Origin of the sequence: Jiangella rhizosphaerae (genome assembly GCF_003579925.1) — a bacterium.
Lineage (GTDB): Bacteria > Actinomycetota > Actinomycetes > Jiangellales > Jiangellaceae > Jiangella > Jiangella rhizosphaerae.
In genome coordinates, this window is the sequence record NZ_QUAL01000150.1 from 1 (window position 1) to 22,354 (window position 22,354).

A 22,354-nucleotide genomic window follows, 5' to 3' on the forward strand; every position below is an offset into this window, starting at 1 on the left:
GCCGCCGCGGCCGCAGGCTCCCCGCCCGGCCGGTCCCACGCGGACGGCCCCGGCCGGTCCCCCGCGGCGGCCGGCGCCGGCACCGTCGGACTCGATCGCACTGCCGCTGATCGTCGGCGCCTTCCTCTTCCTCGTCGCGATGCCGCACGTCCTGCTCGCGATCGTGCTGGTGCTCGTCCCGTAGCCGGTACGTCAGCCGATCGTCGCGACGCGGACCGACCCCGTTGATCTTGGAGTTGTTCGGCGATTCCGGTCCGAAATGCCCGATGGATACCGGCGGTTCTCCAAGATCAACTTCGGGTGCGGGGGCGTCGACGGGTGCTTGCCGCGTTGGTCGCCCGCCGGCCGCCGACCCCGGATTGATCACGTTCACCAGGAAATTCCGTGTCGTACTACGCCTGCGATCGTGATGACGCTCGGGCAATCGTGGTGACGTACGCGATCGCCGAGGAGCACCACCGCCCACAGCCGGGCAAACCGGGACCAACGGGAACGCGGAACGTGGAAGTGCCCCCGGCCTCCACCCCGTCCCCCCTTGGTCACCGCCCGTTCTTCGCGGCAAGCGAATCGGGCAGCCGAGGGACGGAAGCCCCCGGCGAACGAGCAGCCCGGCCAACCGTCCACCCGCCCCGAAGTTGATCTTGGAGTAAGGCCGCTATTGCGACCCGGAATGTCCGATAGATACCGGCATTACTCCAAGATCAACTTTGATGAAGGGCGGCGCCGAAGGGCACGCGGCCTCAGGCGGCCGGGTCGGGCGCGCTGAAGTGCTGGTAGTCGGGGTCGGAGAAGAGGCCGCCCCACTCCCAGCCGATCCGCTCGAACGCCTGCCGCACGACGTCACCGTCGCGGATGACGCCGGGTACGGGCGGGGCGTCCGCGGTGCGGTCGACGTCCAGGAACGGGAGGGCCGCCGGCGGGCGCGCCTCGCCGTCCACGACGTACGGGTTCTGCACCGGGTTGATGTCGATGGCGCGCCCGTAGGCGTGGTTGGACCAGTGCGACTGGCCGGCCACGCGCCGGCAGTTGTAGCCCGACGTGTTGTTGGCGGCCATGGAGGCGTCGTCGTCGCCGCCGAACTCGTCGACCAGCAGCATGCGCTCGATGGGGAACCGGGCGGCGTAGAGCGCGGCGAACACGTCGACGACGTCGGCCGCGACGTCCGCGTGCACCACGAGCTCGCCGCGACGCGCGCGGCCGTCGAACCCGACATGGGTGACGGCGACGTGCCGCAGGTCGGTGAGCGGGACGGGGCACACCGCGGGATCGTGGCTGCGCATGCCGAGCTGCACCGACGGACCGATCGACTGGATGGACGACGCGAAGTCGGGCAGCCCGGGCTCGGCGCCGCCGGCCGCGTCGGCCGCGGCGCTCCCCGCGGCCGGGCCGGGTCCTGGGGCGAGTCCGGTGCAGCCGCGCAGATCGTGCCACTGGCTGACGGCGGCGGTGCGGGCGTCACCGGTGAGCGGGACCGGGCCGCCGCCCTCCGGGCCGAACCGCCCCGGCACCCACTCGTCGCCGACGACCTCGCCGTCGCGGACGGAGAGCAGCAGCACGCCGCTCTCCGAGGCGCGCCCGTGGTACCAGTAGAAGTTCCCGAGCCCGTAGGCGACATAGGTGTCGCCCCGCAGACCGGCGCCGTTCGGCGTGTGCGCGTGGGCCCCGACCACGATGTCGGCGCCGGCCTCGGCCAGCGTGCCGGCCAGATCCTGCTGGGCCGGGACCGGGCAGGCGTTGTACTCCTCGCCCCAGTGCAGGTAGACGACGACCAGGTCGTCCGTCGCCGCCGACTCGCGGACGGCGGCCGCCAGCGCCGCGGCCCCCGGTCCACGTGCGGACGCCAGACCCGGCCCCGTCCCGGGCGCCGCCGCCCAGAGGGGGTCGGCGCTCTCTCCGGGCGACGCGTCGGCGGCGTGGACGGCGATGTCGGTGCCCTTGATGTTCACCCGGTGCGGCGCGAAGGCCTGCCGGTCGTTGCGTCCGACGCCGACGACGGCCACGGCTGCGGTCTCGGCGGCCAGGATGGTGTCGTTCAGGCCGGCCGGGCCGAAGTCCGCGCCGTGGTTGTTGGCGACGGACACGACGTCCACCCCGGAGCGCCCGAGCACGTCGAGGGCGGCCGGGCCGGTGCGGAACCAGAACCGGTTCGACGGGTCCTCGAGCTCCTTGGCGGCCGGACGGCCCCGCAGCGTCAGTGCCGACTCGAGGTTGACCATCGCGAGGTCGGCGGCGTGCAGGACCTCCGACATCGGGCCCAACGTCGAACCGGCCGTCGCCGGCACGTCCCGGTACGCGCCCTCGAAGTGGACGTCGCCGGCGAACGCCAGTCGCACCGTCTCGGCATCGCGGTCGGCGGCCTGCGGCACCGGGGTGGCGTCCGGCGACGGGGCGGGCGCCGGGCGCTCGGACCGGCCGGTCTCGGGGACCGGCTCGACCCGTTCGTCCGGCAGCGGCGCACCAGCGATCACCGCCGCCGCGGCGATGCCCGCGACCAGTACGAGCCGGGGACGTCTCGCCATGATCCCGATGATAGGAGCCCGACCTCAGAGAACTCTGAGAACCGGGTCAGGCGCGCCCCCGGCGGATCGCGGCGATGATCTTGGGCCGCAGCTCGGCGACGGAGACGACCTCGTCGACCGATCCGACCTCGACCGCTCGCCGGATGTCGTGGATGCGGTCGAACTCGGCCGCCACCTCGGAGATCTTGTCCGCCCGCAGGGCCGCCCGCAGCTCGGCCAGCTCGACCAGCAGCGGCCCCCGCTCGGCCGGCGAGGCGGCCTCGATGCGCCGCTCCAGCGCGGCGACCGCCGGGTCGGCGGCCGCCCGCTTGTCGACCTCGGCGGAGAACACCACGGCCGCTGCCGGGGCTCCGCCGAGCACCGACGCGTAGGAGCCCTCCAAGGCCAGGACCGTCATCTGAGGGTTCAGCCGCTTGGAGAACACGACGAAGGCGCCGCCGTGATAGCGGGAGATCACGCAGAACACGATCGGGCCACGGAAGTTGACCACGGCCCGGCCGATCTCCGCGCCGTACTCCAGCTGCAGGTTGCGCATCGACTCCGGCGAGCCGTCGAAGCCGGACAGGTTGGCCAGCACCACCAGCGGCCGGTTGCCCGACGCCGCGTTGATGGCCCGGGCGATCTTCTTCGACGACCGCGGGAACAGCGTGCCGGCCGTGTAGGTGTCGGGACCGTCGGTGGGCGGGAACCCGCGCCGCGGCACCGGCTTGGACTCGATGCCGATCAGGCTCACCGAATGCCCGCCCAGCCGGGTGTCGGTGACCACCGCGGTCTCGGCGTCGGCCATCCCGGCCCACCGCTCGCGCAGCGGCGCGTCGGCGTCGGCGACGGCCCGCATCACCGTCCGGATGTCGAACGGCTTCTTCCGGTCCGGGTTCGCGGCGGCGGAGAACACGTCGCCGACGGTCGCGAACTCGCCGCCGTGCGGGTAGGTCGAGATGTCGCGGTCGTCGGGATCGGTGCTGACGGCGACCCGTGGCCCCGGCTCCCCCGGCACCACGTACGTCTGCTCGTAGTGCGCCATCAGGACGCCGATCGCCTCGCCCAGGTTCGGCACCCAGTACTGCGCCTGCCCGTTCGGGCCCATCACGCGGTCGTAGCCGCCGATGCCGAAGTTGTCCTCGGCCGACACGCTGCCGGAGAAGTCCAACGTCTGCTTGCCGGTGAGCACCATCGCCGAGTCCGGCGTCATGATCAGCACGCCGCGGGTGTGCATCAGCATGGTCGCCTCGGCGTTCCAGTACGGCTGGGCGCCGACATTGATGCCGGCGACGACCACGTTGATCTCGCCGCCGCGCTGGGTGAACTCGACGATGCGCCGCAGCGCCGCGGCCACCCAGTCCATGTTCTCGGTGCCGGAGTCCATCGCCACCCGGGCCCCCGCCGACAGCGCGAACCACTCCACCGGCACGGCGAGCCGCTCGGCCAGGTCGAGCGCGGCGATCACCCGCGCGCACTCGGCCTCGGCCAGCGCGCCGAGCGACTTGGTCGGGTCGCCGCAGAGCACGATGCGGGTCACGCCCTCGGGATAGAGCGGCGTCGGCGTCGTCACCTTGGCGACGATGATGCCGGCGCGGTTGCGGCCGCGGGGCCTGGTGACCTCGACCAGCGCGCCGTCGTCGTCGAGGTCGAGCTCGGTCAGCGTGCCGCCGCCGGCGAGCACGGCCTCCAGCTCGTAGGGGTAGACGAGTCCGCGACGGCGCGCCCGGAGCACCTTGGCGGCGTAGTCGTCCAGCGGCGCCAGCGGCTGCGTCGGCGGAGCGATCACGTCGGCGGCCGTGCCGGCCCCGGGCCGGGCGTGGAAGCGGATCGCGATCGGGTGCACCGCGCCGTCCTCACCGGCCACCTGCCCCTGGGCCAGCACCTCCTCGATCCCGGCGCCCTCGCTGAGCGGCGTGATCTTGGACTGCAAGGCGGTGAGCGAGTCGACGTCGGCCTCGACCACCGGCCAGACCGTCACCCAGACGTGGTTGACGTCCAGCCGGGCGCCCGCCCGGCCACGCGCGGTCCGGACCCGGCGGATCGCCTCCAGGCAGTGCTCGACGGCCCGTTCGGCGTGCGGCAGGCCGACCACGCGCCCGGCGTCGTCGCGCACCACCGCCAGCTGGCGGACCTGCGCGCACGCGATCAGCCGCCGGTCGGCCGGGTTGGTCTTGGCGACGGCCTCGTACAGGATCACGTCGCCCGGTGCCTCCAGCCGGGTGACGTCGAAGTGGATCAGGCGCCACAGGTTGAGGCGGCGGCCGACCATCGGATGCATCCCGCGCACGAGGTCGTCCTCGACCAGGGCGAACTCCGCCGCGTCGGGCACCGGCCGGAAGGTGAAGTAGTCGACGGCGCGGCCGGGCTCCGGGCAGGCCGCCACCGAGATCCGGCGCGCGCGGGCCGCGTACGGCTGCGCGCTGACCAGCCCGTTGAGCAGCGCCGACGCGTCCTGGGGATCGGCCGGCATGTCGCGCCAGCGCAGGTAGATCTCGATGATGGTGTCGTGGTCGTCCGCCATCAGGCCGCCGACCGCCGCCGCCAGGCCGCCCTCGACGGACGGATCGGCGGACAGTTCGGCGATGTCGGCGATGGTCGAGATCACCCGGGTGGAGCCGTGCTCCTCGGACTGGTACTCGGCCGTCACCACCGGGCGGCCGGCCACCTCGACGACGCGGACGTCGTGCAGCGCGTACTCGCGGTAGTGCCGGCGGATCAGCACCTCGAGCAGCGGTTCCGGCGCCGGAAAGTCCTCGAACATCCGGTCGCGGAGGAAGCCGACCAGCTGTTCGGGGATCTCCGTCAGCGCCTCGATGCGCCGCTCCCGATCGGGTGCGTCGGCGGACGTCAGGGCGCGCACCTCGGCGGCGACGCCGTCCAGCACCTGACGCCGCTCGGCGTCCACCAGCGGCTGGTCGAACCAGCGGAACCGGATCGACCGGGCCAGGTCGCCCACCACGGGGAAGCGCAGCTGGGTCGCCCGGACCATCCGCTCCAGCTCGGCGCGGGCGGCCCGCGCCAGGCCGGTCGCCGGTCGCGGCTCGGCCAGCCACCATTGCAGGATCGCCGTGGCGATCTCGACGTCGGTCTCGGCGTGCTGCTGGGCCAGGAAGATCCGGAACAGCGCCTGCGCCAGTCGCGGCGTGTGCTCCAGGTCGGTGACGCCGTAGTGCCGCAGCACGCGCAGGAGCCGCTCGCGGAAGTGCTCGGGCAGTCCGCCGCGCTCGGGGTCCAGCGACTGGAGGAAGGTGTGGAAGTGTTCGCGGGTGCTGTGCACGCGCAGCTCGGTGTGCGCCTCGTCGCCCGCCGGCCGGTTGCGGCTCAGCTCGGCGAAGTCGGTGAACAGCCAGAGCAGCCGCATCTCCGCCCGCAGCACCCGGAGCCGGTCGTCGTCGAGGTGGTCACGCAGCCGCAGGTAGTCCGCGATGGCCGCGCGCCGCTGATCCGGGTCGGCGTCGTAGCCCATCACCAGCCCGCGCAGCCGGTCGAGGGCCGCGATCGCCTGCTCGCGCTCGGTCCTGGCCGGTTCCAGCGCGGCGACCTCGGCCACCGGGTCGTCGCCGGTACCGCGCACGGCCGCCGGCGCCGAGGATGGGTCGCCGATCGGCTCCAGCCGGGCCAGCGGGGCGCCGGTCTCGACCTGGCTGCCGGCGCGGACGACCAGCTCCTTGACCCGTCCGGCGAACGGGGCCGGCACGACCGTCTCCATCTTCATGGACTCCAGCACCAGCACCGGAGCGCCGGCCGCGACCTCCTCGCCGACGGCGACCGGCGTGGCGACCACCAGCGCGGGGGCCGGGGCGCGCAGCATGCCGCCCTCGTCGCGGCTGACCCGATGGGTGACGCCGTCGACCTCGACCAGGTGCACCGGCGGATGGGTCGCCGTGACCAGCCGGAAGGTGTGCGCGCCGATGCGCAGCCGTCCGTGCACCTCGTCCAGCCGCTCCAGCCGCGCCTCGACGACCTGCTCGGCGCCGGCCGCGTCGACCAGCCCGACCTGGTAGGTGCCCGCCGCGCTGCGCCGCACCGTCATCGTCGACCGCTCGCCGCGCAGCTCGAGCTCGATGACCTGGCCGGGCTCGTGCTGCGTCTGCGGCCGGCCGCCCCGAGCGGTCTCCAGGAACCGGGCGATCTCGGCCCGCTCGGACTCCTCGTAGGCCTCGATCGCGGCCGCGACCAGCGCCACGCCCGCGTGCCGCCGGGACACCAGCCGGCCCTCGGCCCGGACGCGGTCGATCCACCCGGTGTCCGCGCAGACCAGGGTGTCGTCCCCGCCGGCGTCCAGTACGCGGCCGTCCTCGTCGAACGGCCCGCGCACCTCGGGCTGGTCCAGCAGCTCCAGCGCGAAGCTCTTGTTGGTGGCGCCGCCTTCGATCACCACGGTGGTCTCGGTCAGCGCCCGGCGCAGCCGGGCCAGCGCCTCGGCGCGGTCGGCGCCGTAGGCGATGATCTTGGCGATCATCGAGTCGAAGTCGGCCGGGATGGTGTCGCCCTCGGCGACGCCCGTGTCGACTCGGATGCCGGGCCCGGTGGGGAACTCCAGCCGGCTGACCCGGCCCGGCGCCGGGGCGAAGTCGCGGTCGGGGTCCTCGGCGTTCAGCCGCGCCTCGACGGCGTGGCCGCGCTCGGCCGGACGCTCACCCGTCAGCCGCGCGCCGGCGGCGATCTGCACCTGCAGCATGACCAGGTCGAGCCCGGTCACCGCCTCGGTGATCGGGTGCTCGACCTGAAGCCGGGTGTTCACCTCCAGGAAGGCGAACGACTTCTCTCCGGGGTGGTAGAGGAACTCGACCGTGCCGGCCCCCGCGTACCCGACGGCGACCGCCAGCCGCTCGGCCGCGGCCTTGACGTCGGCGACGGCGTCCGGCGGCAGCAGCGGCGAGGCGGACTCCTCGATCACCTTCTGGTTGCGCCGCTGGATGGAGCAGTCGCGGACGCCGACCGCCCAGGCCGTGCCCTGCCCGTCGGCGATGATCTGCACCTCGACGTGCCGGGCGCCGGTGACCAGCCGCTCCAGGAAGACGACGCCGCTGCCGAAGGCGCGCTCGGCCTCGTCCCTGGTGCGCTGGTAGGCGTCGGCGAGCTCGGCCGGCGACGTGATCCGGCGGATGCCGCGCCCGCCGCCGCCCGCGCTGGCCTTCAGCATCAGCGGGTAGCCGATGCGCTCGGCCGCGGCCAGCGCGTCCTCGAGCGTGTCGACGCCGCCGCGGCTCCACGGCGCGACCGGCACGCCGACCTCCTCGGCGATCAGCTTGGAGCCGATCTTGTCACCCAGCCGGCGCATCGCCTCGGCGCTCGGGCCGATGAACGTGACGCCGAGCTTGTCGCACAGCTCGGCGAAGTTCGGGTCCTCGGCGACGAAGCCCCAGCCGACCCAGACCGCGTCCGCGCGGGTCTCCGTCAGGGCCTGCTCCAGCTTGGACAGATCGAGGTACGGGCGCTGGGCGGCCGGGCCCAGCAGGTACGCCTCGTCGGCCTCCCGGACGAACGCGGCCGAGGCGTCGACGTCGGTGTAGAGCGCGATCGTGCGGATCGAGGCGGTGCCGCCCGCGGGTCCGGATCGGGCGTTGAGATCTCGCACGGCGTGGATGAGCCGCATGGCGGCTTCTCCCCGGTTGACGATCGCGATACGGGAGATGTCTGGCACCATTCGACCTTGTCAGGCGAAGCCCGGCCGATGCGTGCCGCCTCCCGCACAAGGTCGCGGCGCGAGGGTTGTCCGATCCCCACAACGCGGGCTCGCACCCGATCGCGTCGCCCGCGGCCGGTGGCGGCGCCGTCCTCGGATCACCGCGACTGGTCCATGCCACCGTTCCCGCCGTAGGCCAGGCCGGTCTGGTACGCGATGACCACGAGCTGCGCGCGGTCGCGGGCCTGCAGCTTCGTCATGGCGCGCTGGACGTGGGCGCGGACGGTGAAGGGGCTGAGGAACATCCGCTCGGCGATCTCCTGGTTGGACAGGCCGGTCGCGACCAGGGCCACCATCTCGCGTTCGCGCGGGGTGAGCGCGTCGAGCTGCTCGGGCCGGTGCGAGGGCGCGTCGTCGGCCGGGGTGGCCAGGAAACGGGCGACCAGTGCGCGGGTCGCGGCCGGCGAGAGCAGCGTCTCGCCGTCGGCGATCGTGCGGACGGCGTCCAGCAGCTCGGCCGCCCCGATGCCCTTGCCGACGAAGCCGCTGGCTCCCGCGCGCAGCGCCTGGGCGACGTACTCGTCGGTCTCGTAGGTGGTGAGGATCAGGATGCGAGTATCCCGCAGCTGCGGGTCGGCGCAGATCTCGGCGGTCGCGGTGAGGCCGTCCACGTCGGGCATCCGGATGTCCATGACCACCACGTCTGGGTGCAGCTCCCGGGTGAGGCGCACCGCTTCCCGGCCGTCGGCGGCCTCACCGACGACGGTGAGGTCGGCGGCGGCGTCGAACAACGTCCGGAACGCCTGGCGCAGGAGGGCCTGGTCGTCGGCGAGGAGCACCCGCACCGTCACGGCGCCTCCCCGGCCTTGGCGGGCGGGAGCGGCAGCTGGGTGGAGACGAGGAAGCCGCCCTCCGGGCGCCGGCGCGCGGAGAGCTGTCCGCCGACGGCGGCGGCTCGTTCGCGCATGCCGATCAGACCGTAGCCGGGTGGCCGGTCCGGCGGTGTGACCGTGCCGGTGGCCGGGTCCGCGGACGTGCGAGCGGTCCTCCCGTCGTCGGCGATGGTGATGGCCAGCCGGTCGCGGTTCCAGGCGAGGTCCACCCGCGCGTTGCCGGAGCCCGCGTGCTTGGTCACGTTGGTCAGTGCCTCCTGGATGATCCGGTAGGCGGTGAGGTCCACCCCCGGTGGCAGCGGCCGGGCCGTTCCCTCGTGGTGCACTGAGACCTCCAGGCCCGCGCGGCGGAACGACTCGAGGAGGGCGGGCAGCCGGGACAGCCCGGGCACCGGTTCGCCGGGCGCGACCGCGTCGCCTGATTGACGCAGCAGGCCGACCGTGGCCCGCAGGTCGTCGAGTGCGGTTCTGGTGGTCTCGATGACGTCCTCCAGGCTCTTGCGCGTCTGCTCGGGGCTGACGTCGAACACCTGGGCGGCGACCATGGCCTGAGCGTTGGCCAGGGTGATCTGGTGAGCCACGAGGTCGTGCAGCTCCCGGGCGATGCGCACGCGTTCCTCGGCGACCCTCCGGCGAGCCTCGCTCTCCCGGCTCTTCTCGGCACGGCGGGCCCGCTCCTCGACGGCCCCCAGGTAGGCCCGCCGGTTCCGCACCGACCACCCGAGCACCCCGGCCACCAACGGCACCGCGACCACGCTGCCCAGCCGCGTCACGTCCTGCCACGACAGGGTCTCGACGAGAGGGGTCGTCGAGACCAGCAGCGCCGCCGACAGCGGGACCGCGGCCGCCGCGCGCCGCTCGTCGCGTATCGCGAGGAAGTAGGCGGTGACGGCGACCGGGGCGACGACGAGCGGGGTCAGCAGCAGACCCACGGGGGCCACCACCATGCCGCACACGGTCGTGATGGCCAGTGCGGCCAGGGGCGCGCGGTGCCGCAGCGGCAGCGCGGCACACATGACCGCCGCCACCACGCACGCCGCGACCGGCGGCGGCCCGAACGTGCCGTCGGCGTGTATGACGCCGCCGGAGAGGCAGATCGCGAACGTGGTGGCGAGGATCGCCACCTCGCGTCTGACGTCCACCTTCGGCAGCACGCCGTCCACGATACGAGCAGGCACGCCGGCCGGCATCGTCCTCGGCAACCTTCCGTCCTGGTGCAGCTGCACTAGAGGACGTCGGTCACGAGAGACGACGACCGGCCGGTCGTCCGCAGGAAGCATGGGTGGCTGAATCGTCCGGCCCGGCCCGGACGGGAAGGCGGCTCGAGGAATGTCCACAGACAACGGCACCACGACCGACGCGGTCCGGCTGACGGACCTGCACAAGGTCTACGGCAAGCGCGACAACCAGGTGGTGGCGCTCGATGGTGTGACGACGCGGTTCGGCCGCGGCACGTTCACGGCGATCATGGGGCCGTCGGGCTCCGGCAAGAGCACGCTGCTGCAGTGCGCGGCCGGGCTCGACCAGCCGACGTCGGGTTCGGTCCTGCTCGAGGACCACGAGCTCAGCGAGCTGAACGAGACCGAGCTGACGAAGCTGCGGCGCGACCGGATCGGCTTCGTCTTCCAGTCGTTCAACCTGCTCCCGGTCCTGACGGTGCGGCAGAACGTGACGTTGCCGCTGCGGCTGGCCGGTCGCAAGCCGGCCAGAAGCCGGGTGACGAGCGTGCTGGAACAGGTCGGCCTGGCCGAGCGGAGCAGGCATCGTCCGGCGGAGCTGTCCGGTGGGCAGCAACAGCGGGTCGCCATCGCGCGGGCGCTGATCACCGAGCCCGCCGTCATCTTCGCCGACGAGCCGACGGGCGCCCTGGACACGGGGACCGCGCGGGGCGTCCTCGGGCTGCTCCGGCACGCGGCGCGGACGGCCGGCCAGACGATCGTGATGGTGACGCACGATCCGGTCGCGGCGTCCTACGCCGATCGCGTCCTGTTCCTCGCCGACGGCCGTCTGGCCGGTGAGCTGCATTCGCCGACGGCGAAGGCCGTGGCCGAGCGGATGACCCGTCTGGGCGCCTTCGCCGACGACGACGCGCCTCTCCCCTCCTCGGCGAGGGTCGCGGGAGGGCAGCGCTGATGGTGCGACTCGCGCTTCGGACCCTGCGGTTCCGGACGGGCACGTTCGTGGCGGCGTTCCTCGCCATGTTCTTCGCCGCGGCCATCGTGATGGCCTGCGGCGGGCTGATCGAGACGGGCATCCGCACGGCCGTTCCGCCGCAGCAGCTGGCCTCGGCCGACATCGTCGTCGCCGGCGATCAGGAGTACGACGCTCTCGGGGGCGACCCGGACGAGCCGGCGATCCTTCCCGAGCGGGTCCGCGTCGACGCGGGGCTCGAGGACGCGATCTCGGGCCTTCCGGGCGTGCAGGACACCACGACCCACGTCTTCGACGGCGACCCGCCGGCGGGGACCGTCGACGCGATCGGTGTGCTGCTCGCGCCCGGCGCGGACCTGGGCGAGGTCCGGGAGCGGATCGACGCCGAACTGGACGGCGCCGTCACGCTTGTGGGCGACGAGCGGGGCCGGGCGGAACTGCGCGAGGCCATGGGCACCAGTGTGAACATCGTCGCCCTGGCCGGCGTCTTCACGGCCTTCGCGATCATGGTGTCGATCTTCGGCGTAGCGTCGATGCTCGCCCTGTCGATCTCTCAGCGCCAGCAGGAGCTCGCGCTGCTGCGGGCCATCGGATCCACCCCCCGTCAGGTGCGCCGGCTGATCCTCCGCGAGACGCTGGCCCTGTCGCTGCTCGCCACCGCGCTCGCCGTCGCCCCGGGCCGGTTCCTGGGTGAGTTCGTGTTCGACCAGCTGGCCGATCGCGGCATCGCCACCGAAGGAGTGGCCTTCCACCAAGGCTGGATACCGACGGTGGCCGCGATCGGGATAGCGGTCGTCGCGGCCCTCGCCGGAGCCCTGGGCGCCGGGCGCCGAGCCGCGCGCATCAAGCCGGCCCAGGCCCTCGCCGAGGTCTCGCTCGAGGGCAGGCTGATCGGCGGGTGGCGGGTCGTCCTCGCGCTGCTCCTGCTCGGTGGCGGGGTCGCGCTGACCGTCGTGACCGTCGCGGTGATGAGCGGACCACTCGCCCCGGCCACCGCCGCGCCCGCCGTCATCCTCTTCGCCATCGGGTTCGCCCTGCTGGCACCCGTCCTGGCGAAGGTCATGACGTTCGTCCTGCAGTGGCCCGTCCGCGCGCTGGGCGGCGTGACCGGCCGGCTCGCGATGCTCAACGCCCGCGGCCGGACCCGCCGGACGGCGGCCGTGATGGCGCCGGTCATCCTGCTGACCGCGGTGGCGACGGGCATGGTGTACCTGCAGACGACCAACGACGACGCCGACCGGCGGATCTTCGCCGACAGCCTGGTCGCCGACGCGGTGGTGACCGCTGAGGACCGGCTCGATCCGGAGCTGGTCGAGCGGATCGACGAGCTGCCCGGCGTCGCCGGCGCGTCGGAGTACGTCGGCAGCACCGGGTTCATCGAGAACCCGGAGGACCGATCGCCGGCGGGCGAGGGCTGGAACCTCCAGGGAGTCACGGCCGACGGCGCGGCCGCCACCACCCCCGTCGACGTCACCGCCGGCGCCCTCTCCGACCTGCACGGCGACACGGTCGCGATCGAGGACCGGCACGCCGGCAGGCTGGGCGTCGACGTCGGCGACACCATCACGCTGCGGATGGGCGACAACACCACGATCGACGCCCAGGTGGCCGCGCTGTTCTCCGCCCCCGACGGCTACGACACGCTGCTGCTTCCGGCCCGGACCCTGGCCGCGCACACCACCGAGGGGGTCGCGACACGGATCCTGGTCAGCGCCGACGACGACACCGCTCCCGAGACCCTCGTGGCCGACCTGACCCAGGAGCTCGCCGCCGAGGACGGACTGACCGTGAGCGGCCGCGACGTCCTGTTCAGCGAGTACGACGAGCAGCGGACGACCGCCACGGTCGCGATCTCCATCATGGTGATCATGATCGCCGGGTACGCGGCGATCACGGTGATCAACACCCTGGCGTCGAGCACCACGGCGCGGCGGCGGGAGTTCGGCCTGCAGCGGCTCGCCGGCTCGACTCGCGGCCAGGTGATGCGGATGGTCGCCCTGGAGGGCGCGATCGTGGCCGTCAGCGGCGTCGCGCTGGGCACCATGGCCTCGAGCGCGATCCTGGTCCCGGTCAGCCTCAAGCGCCTGGACTCGGTGCTGCCTTCGGGTTCGCCGCTGATCTACGCGGCGACCGCCGGCCTGGCCGTCGTACTGACCCTCGCCGCCACGCTGCTCCCCGCCTGGCGGGCGACGCGCGGCCGGCCCGCCGAGTCCGCCCTCGCCATCGAATAGCCAGTGCCCCCGGTCGGACTCGAACCGACACTGTTCAGCTTTTAAGGCTGATGCCTCTGCCGATTGGGCTACGGGGGCCGCCCATCAGTATCGCGCCCGGTCGGCCGCATGTCTCCCGGCGAACCTCGCATTACGGACACGATCGGATCACGTATCACCGCTACAGGTAGGTCTGCCGCGGGAAGACGGCGTGAGCCCCGGCCACGCGGTCGAGGAACAGGAAGCCGGCGCAGTGGTCGATCTCGTGCTGCAGCGCCCGGGCCTCGAACGCGTCGGTCTCGACCGTCAGCTCCTCGCCGCTGCCGGGAAGCAGGCCGCGCACCGTCAGCCGGGTGGCGCGCTTGACGTCGCCCGTGAGGTCGGGCACGGACATGCAGCCCTCGCGGCCCTTCTCCTTGCGGGTCGCCTCGACCACCTCGGCGTTGCAGAGGACGAACGTGCCGTGCGTGGTGCGGGTCTTCGGGTGCCGGCTGACGTCGACGGCGAAGACATGGGCGGCGACGCCGACCTGGCAGGCGGCCAGGCCGACGCAGCCGGGCGAGACCCGCATGGTCGCGACGAGGTCGGCGGCGAGCTGAACGACCTCCGGGTCGGCCGGGTCGACCAGCGGCGACGGTGCGGACAGGACGGGGTCGGGGGCGCGGACGACGGTCAGCACGCGGCCCGGCACCCCGAGGTCGGCCTCGGTCCAGTCGGCGATGCTCACAGGACGTCGGTCTCCTGCGGCCGCAGCGTGACCCCGACGCCGAGCCGCGCGCCGGCGTCGCGGAGCTGCCCCGCGACGGCGTCGGCGTCGGCGTCGCCGGGGAGGTCGACCTCGGCGACGGCGACGTAGAGGTCGCCGGCGAGGCGGGTGGTGAGGTCGGTGATGTTGCCGCCGGCCGCCGCCACGACGCGCGTCACGGCCGAGACGATGCCGGGGCGGTCGCCGCCGTGCACGGTGAGCACGTACGGCCGCCGCCCCAGCACGTCGGCGGCGTCCTCGTCGGGCACGGCGGCGGCGGACACCTGGAGCCGTCCGTCGGCGGTCAGCGGAGCCAGCGCCTCCTCGACCTCACCGGGCGAGCGGTCGCCGGAGCAGATCAGCATCATGGCGAAATGCCCGCGCAGCAGGGTCATGGTGGAGTCTTCGAGGTTCAGGCCGAGCCCGGCGAGGCCGGCGGTGGCGTCGGCGATGATGCCGGGGCGGTCGTGTCCGATGACGGTGACGGCGATGAGGCTCACAGGCTCCATCCAACCGGACGCACCATCGGCAGGTCACTTCGGCCGTCGCGATGCGGGCGGACGGCCAGCACCTGGTCGATTCCGATGCGTGCGGCGTCGAACGAGACGGCCGACGCCGCCATGTAGAGCCGCCAGACCCGGGCGCGGCCCTCGCCGGCGAGATCGACGGCGCGATGCCAGTCGCGTTCCAGGTTGGCGACCCACGCGCGCAGCGTGCGGGCGTAGTGCTCGCGCAGCGCCTGAACGTCGCGGACCTCGAACCCGCCGGCCTCCAGCCGCCCGACGACGTCCCCGATCGGGATCAGCTCGCCGTCGGGGAACACGTAGGCGTCGATGAAGGTGCGCCGCGGCCGGGCCAGCCCGCCGGGGCGCGGCCGCCCCGATCGCACGATCTGGTGGTTGAGCAGCCGCCCGCCGGGCCGCAGCAGGCTGTACAGCCGGGCGGCGTACTCGGGCCACATCGCCGCGCCCAGGTGCTCGGCCATGCCGACGCTGGCGACGGCGTCGAACGGGCCGTCGCCGACGTCGCGCCAGTCCTGCACGCGGATCTCGACGGCGTCGGACAGGCCGGCGTCGGCGACCCGCTGCTTGGCGTACTCGGCCTGCGGCACCGAGAGCGTCACGCCGACCGCCTCGACGCCGTGGTGCTGGGCGGCGTGCAGCACCAGCGAGCCCCAGCCTGAGCCGACGTCGAGCAGCCGCATGCCGGGCCGCAGCCCGAGCTTCTGGCAGATCAGCTCGTTCTTCGCCCGCTGGGCGTCCTCGAGGGTGGCGGCGTCGCCGGTCCAGTAGGCGCACGAGTAGACCATCGACGGGCCGAGGACCAGCTCGTAGAAGTCGTTGCCGACGTCGTAGTGGTGGCTGATGGCGGCCTGGTCGCGGCCCTTGGAGTGGCGGTCGCCGGCCAGCACGACCTCCTCGGGTGGCGGCTTCAGCGGCGGCCCGACGGCGCCGAGCACGACGGCCAGGCGGATCACCTCGGCGCGGTCGGCGGCGGTGAACCGGCCGTGGTGGTCGCCCAGCTCGCGCAGGGTGTCGTCGAGCTTGGTCAGCGCCTCGTCGAGGTCGCCCTCGACGTCGATCTCGCCGGCCACCCAGCCGCGCGCCAGGCCGATCTCGTCGGGCTGCCACAGCAGCCGGCGCAGCGCCCGGCGGGAGTGGATGACCAGCACCGGACCGTCCGCCGGACCGGCGTGCGCGCCGTCCCAGGTGCGGATGCCCAACGGAAGCGGGCGCCCCAGCAGCCGCTCGACCAGGCCGGCGATGCGTCCCGCCGCTCCCCCAGTGGACATGGCGACCTCCTGTCCGCGCGACACGAACACCCCACCCATCACGCTAGCGAGACGGGTGGGGTGGCTGCCACGGCTTTCGGCCGAGGCTGCCCACGGCGGGCGGGGGCCTGCGCGGTGGCTCAGCCGCGCTGGAGCCGGCCGCCCGCCGTGGCGGCGGTCTCCGACGGCTGCTGCTCGGACGGCGCGGGCGTCACGGCCCGCGGCGCGACGGGCGCAGCGGCTCGGCGGAAGTCCTCGCGTGGCATCCGCATGCGGCCGAGCGTGACCACCTCGCGCTTGAACAGCAGCGCGAGCGTCCAGTCGACCACGACGCGGAACTTGCGGTTGAACGTCGGCATCTTGCTCATGTGGTACGTGCGGTGCATGAACCAGGCCGCGAAGCCGCGGACCTTGACGCCGTACGTGTGCGCCACGCCCTTGTACAGGCCGAGGCTGGCCACCGAGCCGATGTACTTGTGCTTGTACGGCTTCGGCAGGCCGCCCTCGAGGTCGGCGATGATGTTCTTGGCCAGCAGCTTCGCCTGACGCACCGCGTGCTGGGCGTTCGGCGCCGTGTACACGCCGGACTCGCCGGCGGTGAGGTCGGGGATGGCCGCGTTGTCGCCGGCCGCCCAGGCGTCCTCGACGCCGTCGACGCGCATCTCCGGCAGGCAGCGCACGCGGCCCTTCTCGTCGAGCGGCAGGTCGCTGCTGGCCAGGACGGGGTTCGCCTTGACGCCCGCGGTCCAGACGATGGTGTCGGCGTCGAACGGACGGCCCTTCGACAGCACGACATGGCCGTCGACGCAGGACTTCAGCAGCGTCTCGAGGCGGATCTCGATGTCGCGCTTGCTCAGCTCGACGACGGTGTATTCACCCATCTCCGGACCGACCTCGGGCAGGATGCGCCCGGCCGCCTCGACCAGCACCCACCGCATGTCGCTGGGCTTGAGCTGCGGGTAGTACCGCAGCGCGTAGCGGGCCATGTCCTCCAGTTCGCCGAGCGCCTCGACGCCGGCGAACCCGCCGCCGACGAAGACGAACGTCAGCGCCCGCTTGCGCACCTCGGGGTCGGTGGTCGAGGCGGCGACGTCGAGGCGGTCGAGGACGTGGTTGCGCAGCGCGATGGCCTCTTCGATCTGCTTGAAGCCGATGCCGACCTCGGCGAGGCCCGGGATGGGGAGCGTGCGCGAGATGGACCCCAGCGCGACGACGATGATGTCGTAGCCGAGCTGGTACTCCTCGCCGATCTCGGGCTTGACGGTGACCGACTTGGTGGCGTGGCTGATCGAGGTGACCTCGCCGGTGATGACGTTGCAGCGCTTCAGCACCCGCCGCAGCGGCACGACGACGTGGCGCGGCTCCAGCGATCCGGCCGCGGCCTCGGGCAGGAACGGCTGGTAGGTCATGTAGGACCGTGGGTCGATGACGGTGATGCGGGCCTGACTCCGCTTGAGAGAACGCTGCAGGCCCAGCGCGGTGTACATGCCGACGTACCCGCCGCCGACGATGAGGATGTGCGGGGTACCGGTGCGTCCGACTCTCCCGTTCATGCTTCCAGAGTAGCGCTTGTGAACACATTCACAAGCCCTTCGACGGTGCGCTCCGCCACACCCGCGGCGTCTCAGACCGGAAGCTGTGTCCCAGCTCCTCGCCGAGGCCGAAATAATGCCGGAAGTTGTAGATCAGCGGGCTCCACCGCGTGGGGTCGACGTGCTGCGTCCCGGGCACGACGACGTCCGGGTCGGCATGCACCCGCAGCACGCGGGCCTCGACGATGACGAACTCCTCCCCGGCGTCGCGCCGGACCGCGGCCGCCGTCGCCTCGAGCTGCAAGGGGCACTCGGCCACCACCGGTGAGCCGACCAGCTCCGCGGGCGCGGGCGTCAGGCCGGCGGCGGCGAACTTCTCCGGTTCGTACTGGAACCGCGGCTTGCTCGCGGGCACGGGGTCGCGTCCGGTGAGCGGGGCGAGCCGCTCGACCGCCGGCCAGTGGTCCGGCCCGGGAAAGTTGATCGTCAGGTCCGGTCTCTCGGCGAGGTTGGCCGCGGTCTGTCCCTCCGCGCCCAGTCCTAGCACCACCACCTGGCCCAGCGCCCACGCGGACGACATCGGGGCCAGGTTGGCCGAGCCGTCCGGGTTCTCGGTCGCCAGCAGGGCGACGGGGGTGCCGACGTACAGGATGCTGGGGGCGATCGTCACGTGCTCCATGACGGCCGACGCTAGGCGGCCGACGGTTCGGCGCCGGCCGAACCGTCGCCGGGCGATGATGGTGGACATGACCGACACCGCAACGGCAGCAGCGGCGCTGGCCGGCGTGGCCGGGCTGCTCGCCGATCGCACCCGCGCGACGGTCTGCCTGGCGCTGATGGACGGCCGGGCGTGGACCGCCGCCGAACTGGCCGGCGCCGCCGGGGTCGCGCGGTCGACGGCCACCGAGCACCTGAACCTGCTGGTGGCCGGTGGCCTGCTCATCGAGGTGCGGCAGGGCCGCCACCGCTACGTGCGGCTGTCCGACGACGCCGCCGAGTTGGTCGAACGGCTGTCCGCGGCCGCGCCGCCGGGCTCGCCGCCGCCCGTGCGCTCGCTGACGACGGCGCATCGGCAGCGCGCGCTGGCCGCCGCCCGCACCTGCTACGACCACCTGGCCGGCACGCTCGGCGTGGCGGTCACGGACGCCATGACGGCGCGCGGCCTGCTGTCGTGGGACCGCGGTCTCTCGCTCACCGGCGACGGCGAGCACTGGTTCACCGCGCTGGTCGGCGCCTGGCCGCCGGCAACGCGGCGCCCGCTGGTGCGCTCCTGCCTGGACTGGACCGAGCGCCGCCCGCACCTCGGCGGCGCCACCGGCGCGGCGCTGTGCGCGCACGCCGTCGAGGCGGGCTGGGTGGTACGGTCCCGGCGCTCCCGCGCGCTGCGCGTCACCGACGCCGGCCGGGCCGCGCTCCGCGAGCAGCTGGGGCTCGAGCTCCCGCCGGCCGGCTGAGAATTTCTCGCCGCTGGGTGTCGATTCCGGACGCCGCCGCGTGACGGATCGGGTGAAGGCACGACGAGAAGGGACTCTCCCATGGCGCACTACCTGATCCTCATCTACGCACCCGCCCGGACGACCGGTACCGCAGCGGACCGCGTCGCGAACGACCGGCACGCCGACGAGCTCGCGGCCGCCGGCACGATGCTCGCCGCGTTCGCGCTGCAGCCCGGCGCCGAGGCCCGGTCGGTCCGTGCCGACGGCGTCACCGACGGCCCGTTCCTGGAGACCAAGGAGGTCGTCGCGGGCGTCTACGTCGTCGAGGCGCCCGACCTCGACACCGCCGTCGCGATCGCCGGGCGGAACCCCGTCGTGCGGCAGGGCGGCGGCGTCGAGGTGCGCGAGATCGAGAGCGGCACGATCCCGGGCTGACGCGGGCCGACGTTCAGCCGGGCTCGGCGGCCCTGGTGAAGACGTCGTCGAGCATCTCGGCGGTGAGCTTGCCGGTGAAGGTGTTCTGCTGGCTCGGGTGGTAGCTGCCGATCAGCCGCACCGGCGCCGACCCGTCCTCCCGGTACAGCGTCACCTCGGCGCCGTGACCGAACACCGGCCGCGGCCGGGGCACCGTCAGCCCGGCCCGGCCGAGCGTCCGCAGCGCGGCGGCCCACGCGAACGACCCGAGCGCGACCGCCGCGCGCACCGTCGGCAGCACGACCTCGACCTCGCGGTCCAGCCACGGCGCGCAGGCGTCGCGCTCCTCCGGCGTCGGCTTGTTGTCCGGCGGCGCGCAGCGGACGGCGGCGATGATGCGGGTGCCGATCAGCTCCAGCCCGTCGCCGGCGTGGGTCGCCGTCGGCTGGTTGGCGAGGCCTGCGCGGTGCAGAGCGGCGTAGAGCCAGTCGCCGCTGCGGTCGCCGGTGAAGACGCGGCCGGTCCGGTTGCCGCCGTTGGCCGCCGGCGCGAGGCCGAACACCAGCACCCGCGGCCGCGGGTCACCCCAGCCCGGAGTCGGCCGGCCCCAGTACGGCTGGTCGGCGAACGACTTCCGCTTCTCCCGGGCGACGTCCTCGCGCCAGGCCACCAGTCGCGGGCAGGCCCGGCACACCGACGACCGCGCCACGACCTGCGGGAGCGACGCACCGGCCGCGAGCCGGGAGACGTCGCCAGCGGACGCCGCCACCGGCGTGTCCGCGTCGGCCGGGTCGCCCGGCCAGCCGGTCCCGGGCGGGACGGGACTGGGGAACGGTTCGCCGGTGAGCGGATGAGGCAGCAGCACGCGGCCCATTCTGCCGGGCCGTTCCGCCGACCCGCGGTGGGTCCGCCGGGTACGCGCGGCCGCGTTGGGGCTCTGCTGTCTCATCGGACAGCAGACCACGATCGCGCGATGGAGCTCTGCCGGCTCATCGGACCGCAGAGCTCCAGCACGGTGACAAGCCACCCGATCCGCCGAGCCGCCGCAACGGGCCGCGCAGGGCGCGGAGGCCGTGAACCGACACGCTGCGGTGATCTGAACGGCGGTTGAACGGTGCGGGCCGACGCGCCGGCGCGCCGGGCTCAGCCCGAGACGATGCTCCAGGCGATGCCGTCGAGGATGTCGTGCTCGCTGACCAGCACCTCGTCGACACCGGCGCGGTCGACGACGCAGCGCAGCACCAGTGCGCCGGCGGCGATGACGTCGGCGCGGCCGGGGTGCATCGGCCCGATGGCCAGCCGCTCGTCGTGGGTCAGCGTGAGCAGGTAGTCGCTGATCTCGCGCACCCGCGCCGCCGGGATGCGGGAGTGGTGGATCGCCGCGGAGTCGTACTCGGCCAGCTCCAGGTGGATCGCGGCGACCGTGGTGACCGAGCCGGCCAGTCCGACCAGCGTCCGGGCGTCGCCGATCGGCACGACGGCGGCGGCCTCGTCCAGCCCGGCCTCGATGTCGGCGCGGGCCGCGGCGACCTGGTCGGGGGTGGGCGGGTCGGTCAGGAACCGCCGTTCGGTCAGCCGGACGCAGCCGATGTCGACGCTGCGCGCGGCGGTGACGCCGGACGAGCCGAGCGCCAGCTCCGTCGAGCCGCCGCCGATGTCGACGACGAGGTACGGCGCACCCTCGCCGTACGGGAGCCCACGGACGGCCCCGGCGAAGGAGAGCCCGGCCTCGGCCGCGCCGGAGACGACCTCGGGCTCGACGCCGAGCACGCCGACGACGCCGGCGACGAACTCGTCGCGGTTGGCGGCGTCGCGGGTGGCGCTGGTGGCGACCATGCGGACGTGGTCGGCGCCGAGCTTCTCGATGACGGCGGCGTACTCGCGCAGCGTCTCGAGGGTGCGGGCCAGCGCCTCGGGGGCGAGCACGCCGGTGCGGTCGACGTCCTTGCCGAGCCGGACGATGCGCAGCCGGCGGTCGAGGTCGTGCTGGCCGTTCCCCGCGGGGTCGAGGTCGGTGACCAGGAGCCGGATCGAGTTGGTGCCGCAGTCGATGGCGGCGACGCGGGTCATTCGGGGCTCCAGTCGCAGGTGGCCGGGGTCCACGACGGCGCCATCAGCTCCAGCGCGCGGTCGCCGAACGGGTTGACGCCCGGGCCGGCGGCCAGGCTGTGCGCGACGAGGACGTGCAGGCACTTGACGCGGTCGGGCATGCCGCCCGCCGTGACGCCGGCGATCTCCTCGACGTGGGCGATCGCCTCGCGCCGGGCGAGGTACGACTCGTGCGCCGCGCGGTAGGCGGCGGCCAGGTCGGGGTCGGCGGCCAGCTCGTCGGTCCACTCGCGCATGACGCCGCCGGACTCGAGCGTCGACGTCGCGGCGACGGCGCGCGGGCAGGTCAGGTAGTAGAGCGTGGGGAACGGTGTGCCGTCGGGCAGGCGAGGCTCGGTCTCGACGACCGACGGGTGGCCGGCGCCGTCTGCGCCGCATCGCGCCGCGATGGCCCGGACGCCGCGGACCGGGCGGCCGAGCTGCTGGGTGACGGTGTCGAGGTCGGTGGGGGTGGGCGGGGTGGCGGTCACTCGGCTGCGTCGTCCCTGGAGTCGTCCGGCTGCTCCGGCGGCGGGCTGTCGGCGAACGTCACCGAGGCCCACAGCCGCTCGTACCAGGTGCCCTGGCCGGACGGCGGCAGCCCACCGGCCTCGGCGGCGCTCGTCTCGTCGGCGGCGTTCTCGTCGGGCAGCACGATGTAGCTCTGCTCGCCGGGCAGCACGAAGCCGAGCCGCTCGCGGGCCTGGGCGGCCACGTAGGCGGGGTCCTCCCACAGCCGCAGCTCCTGCTCGAGCTGCTCGACGGACGCGGTCAGCTCGTCCTGCTCGCGCTGCAGCTCGACCCGCTCGCGATGTTGGTCGAACCAGGCGCGCAGCGGGTAGGCGTACGACACCAGCAGCACCGCCAGCACGAGCGCGAGCACCGCGGCCCGGCCGGTGACCGACGGGCGGCCGCCGGGCTTGGTCTGCGGGCGGCGCGGTGGCGGCGGCGGAGGCGGCCCGTCGCCGGCCTCGACCGAGGTGC

Annotated in this window: 17 protein-coding genes, 1 tRNA gene and 1 pseudogene; 5 read left to right on the forward strand and 14 right to left on the reverse strand. The window is 73.8% G+C overall.

The window, feature by feature from the left end; all coding sequences use genetic code 11:
• Positions 1-184 (forward strand): annotated as a pseudogene (locus DY240_RS32020) (MFS transporter); the annotation flags it as partial.
• Between the two features lie 556 nt (positions 185-740).
• On the opposite strand, the gene DY240_RS15275 reads toward DY240_RS32020, so the two are convergent.
• The 4 genes from DY240_RS15275 to DY240_RS15290 form a co-directional block, all read right to left on the reverse strand.
• Entirely contained in the window at positions 741-2,519 is a 1,779-nt protein-coding gene (locus DY240_RS15275) for a CapA family protein (RefSeq protein ID WP_119660713.1), read from the reverse strand.
• A 46-nt stretch (positions 2,520-2,565) separates the two neighbouring features.
• The gene (locus tag DY240_RS15280) at positions 2,566-8,151 is read right to left on the reverse strand and encodes an ATP-binding protein (protein WP_119660714.1); all 5,586 of its coding nucleotides are present in this window, start codon (positions 8,149-8,151) and stop codon (positions 2,566-2,568) included.
• 137 nt (positions 8,152-8,288) lie between these two features.
• The gene (locus DY240_RS15285) at positions 8,289-8,981 is read right to left on the reverse strand and encodes a response regulator transcription factor (RefSeq protein ID WP_119660715.1); all 693 of its coding nucleotides are present in this window, start codon (positions 8,979-8,981) and stop codon (positions 8,289-8,291) included.
• Positions 8,978-10,213 (reverse strand): sensor histidine kinase, encoded by a 1,236-nt coding sequence (locus tag DY240_RS15290; RefSeq protein WP_119660716.1) that lies wholly within the window; start codon positions 10,211-10,213, stop codon positions 8,978-8,980. Before DY240_RS15290 ends, DY240_RS15285 begins: the two co-directional genes overlap by 4 nt.
• Positions 10,214-10,352: 139 nt before the next feature.
• Between DY240_RS15290 and DY240_RS15295 the strand changes: the two genes are divergently transcribed.
• Positions 10,353-11,156, forward strand: a complete 804-nt coding sequence (locus DY240_RS15295) for an ABC transporter ATP-binding protein (protein ID WP_119660717.1) — start codon at positions 10,353-10,355, stop codon at positions 11,154-11,156.
• Positions 11,156-13,405 carry an ABC transporter permease gene (locus DY240_RS15300; RefSeq protein ID WP_119660718.1) on the forward strand — a complete coding sequence of 750 codons (2,250 nt, stop codon included), beginning with the start codon at positions 11,156-11,158 and terminating at the stop codon, positions 13,403-13,405. The genes DY240_RS15295 and DY240_RS15300 overlap by 1 nt, the downstream gene beginning before the upstream one ends.
• Positions 13,406-13,409: 4 nt before the next feature.
• Here DY240_RS15300 and DY240_RS15305 read toward each other — a convergent pair.
• The 6 genes from DY240_RS15305 to DY240_RS15330 form a co-directional block, all read right to left on the reverse strand.
• Positions 13,410-13,483: transfer RNA gene (locus DY240_RS15305), tRNA-Leu, on the reverse strand.
• Positions 13,484-13,565: 82 nt separating this feature from the next.
• Positions 13,566-14,111, reverse strand: coding sequence for a peptide deformylase (locus tag DY240_RS15310; protein ID WP_119660719.1), 546 nt, complete (start codon positions 14,109-14,111; stop codon positions 13,566-13,568).
• Positions 14,108-14,629 carry a glycine cleavage system protein R gene (locus tag DY240_RS15315; RefSeq protein WP_119660720.1) on the reverse strand — a complete coding sequence of 174 codons (522 nt, stop codon included), beginning with the start codon at positions 14,627-14,629 and terminating at the stop codon, positions 14,108-14,110. The genes DY240_RS15310 and DY240_RS15315 overlap by 4 nt, the downstream gene beginning before the upstream one ends.
• Complete coding sequence (locus DY240_RS15320) at positions 14,626-15,921, reverse strand: SAM-dependent methyltransferase (RefSeq protein WP_119660727.1); 1,296 nt, start codon at positions 15,919-15,921, stop codon at positions 14,626-14,628. The genes DY240_RS15315 and DY240_RS15320 overlap by 4 nt, the downstream gene beginning before the upstream one ends.
• A gap of 119 nt (positions 15,922-16,040) precedes the next feature.
• On the reverse strand, positions 16,041-17,453 hold the full coding sequence (locus DY240_RS15325) for an NAD(P)/FAD-dependent oxidoreductase (RefSeq protein ID WP_119660721.1): 1,413 nt from the start codon (positions 17,451-17,453) through the stop codon (positions 16,041-16,043).
• Positions 17,454-17,481: 28 nt separating this feature from the next.
• Positions 17,482-18,111: a flavin reductase family protein gene (locus DY240_RS15330; protein ID WP_119660728.1), complete on the reverse strand. Its 630-nt coding sequence runs from the start codon at positions 18,109-18,111 to the stop codon at positions 17,482-17,484.
• Between the two features lie 58 nt (positions 18,112-18,169).
• On the opposite strand from DY240_RS15330, the gene DY240_RS15335 reads away from it, so the two are divergent.
• On the forward strand, positions 18,170-18,886 hold the full coding sequence (locus DY240_RS15335) for an ArsR/SmtB family transcription factor (protein WP_199701558.1): 717 nt from the start codon (positions 18,170-18,172) through the stop codon (positions 18,884-18,886).
• Positions 18,887-18,967: 81 nt separating this feature from the next.
• Positions 18,968-19,303 carry a YciI family protein gene (locus DY240_RS15340; protein ID WP_119660723.1) on the forward strand — a complete coding sequence of 112 codons (336 nt, stop codon included), beginning with the start codon at positions 18,968-18,970 and terminating at the stop codon, positions 19,301-19,303.
• A gap of 13 nt (positions 19,304-19,316) precedes the next feature.
• Here the strand turns inward: DY240_RS15340 and DY240_RS15345 are convergent, their stop codons facing one another.
• From DY240_RS15345 to DY240_RS15360, 4 genes are all read right to left on the reverse strand, one after another.
• Positions 19,317-20,156: a uracil-DNA glycosylase gene (locus tag DY240_RS15345; protein ID WP_119660724.1), complete on the reverse strand. Its 840-nt coding sequence runs from the start codon at positions 20,154-20,156 to the stop codon at positions 19,317-19,319.
• Positions 20,157-20,425: 269 nt separating this feature from the next.
• Positions 20,426-21,352, reverse strand: coding sequence for a Ppx/GppA phosphatase family protein (locus DY240_RS15350; protein ID WP_119660725.1), 927 nt, complete (start codon positions 21,350-21,352; stop codon positions 20,426-20,428).
• A complete protein-coding gene (locus DY240_RS15355) occupies positions 21,349-21,861 on the reverse strand; it encodes a DUF501 domain-containing protein (RefSeq protein WP_119660726.1) in 513 nt (170 codons plus the stop codon). Before DY240_RS15355 ends, DY240_RS15350 begins: the two co-directional genes overlap by 4 nt.
• The coding region (locus tag DY240_RS15360; protein ID WP_147375337.1) for an FtsB family cell division protein at positions 21,858-22,354 on the reverse strand (497 nt) is incomplete at its 5' end. The genes DY240_RS15360 and DY240_RS15355, both read right to left, overlap by 4 nt.

Excerpts from the sequence above, each read along its gene's own strand:
- DY240_RS15345 (WP_119660724.1), bottom strand. The coding sequence starts at position 20,156 with ATGGGCCGCGTGCTGCTGCCTCATCCGCTCACCGGCGAACCGTTCCCC.
- DY240_RS15275 (WP_119660713.1), bottom strand. The coding sequence starts at position 2,519 with ATGGCGAGACGTCCCCGGCTCGTACTGGTCGCGGGCATCGCCGCGGCG.
- DY240_RS15340 (WP_119660723.1), top strand. The coding sequence starts at position 18,968 with ATGGCGCACTACCTGATCCTCATCTACGCACCCGCCCGGACGACCGGT.
- DY240_RS15290 (WP_119660716.1), bottom strand. The coding sequence starts at position 10,213 with ATGCCGGCCGGCGTGCCTGCTCGTATCGTGGACGGCGTGCTGCCGAAG.
- DY240_RS15335 (WP_199701558.1), top strand. The coding sequence starts at position 18,170 with ATGGTGGACATGACCGACACCGCAACGGCAGCAGCGGCGCTGGCCGGC.
- DY240_RS15300 (WP_119660718.1), top strand. The coding sequence starts at position 11,156 with ATGGTGCGACTCGCGCTTCGGACCCTGCGGTTCCGGACGGGCACGTTC.
- DY240_RS15330 (WP_119660728.1), bottom strand. The coding sequence starts at position 18,111 with ATGGAGCACGTGACGATCGCCCCCAGCATCCTGTACGTCGGCACCCCC.
- DY240_RS15320 (WP_119660727.1), bottom strand. The coding sequence starts at position 15,921 with ATGTCCACTGGGGGAGCGGCGGGACGCATCGCCGGCCTGGTCGAGCGG.
- DY240_RS15325 (WP_119660721.1), bottom strand. The coding sequence starts at position 17,453 with ATGAACGGGAGAGTCGGACGCACCGGTACCCCGCACATCCTCATCGTC.
- DY240_RS15280 (WP_119660714.1), bottom strand. The coding sequence starts at position 8,151 with ATGGTGCCAGACATCTCCCGTATCGCGATCGTCAACCGGGGAGAAGCC.
- DY240_RS15350 (WP_119660725.1), bottom strand. The coding sequence starts at position 21,352 with ATGACCCGCGTCGCCGCCATCGACTGCGGCACCAACTCGATCCGGCTC.
- DY240_RS15295 (WP_119660717.1), top strand. The coding sequence starts at position 10,353 with ATGTCCACAGACAACGGCACCACGACCGACGCGGTCCGGCTGACGGAC.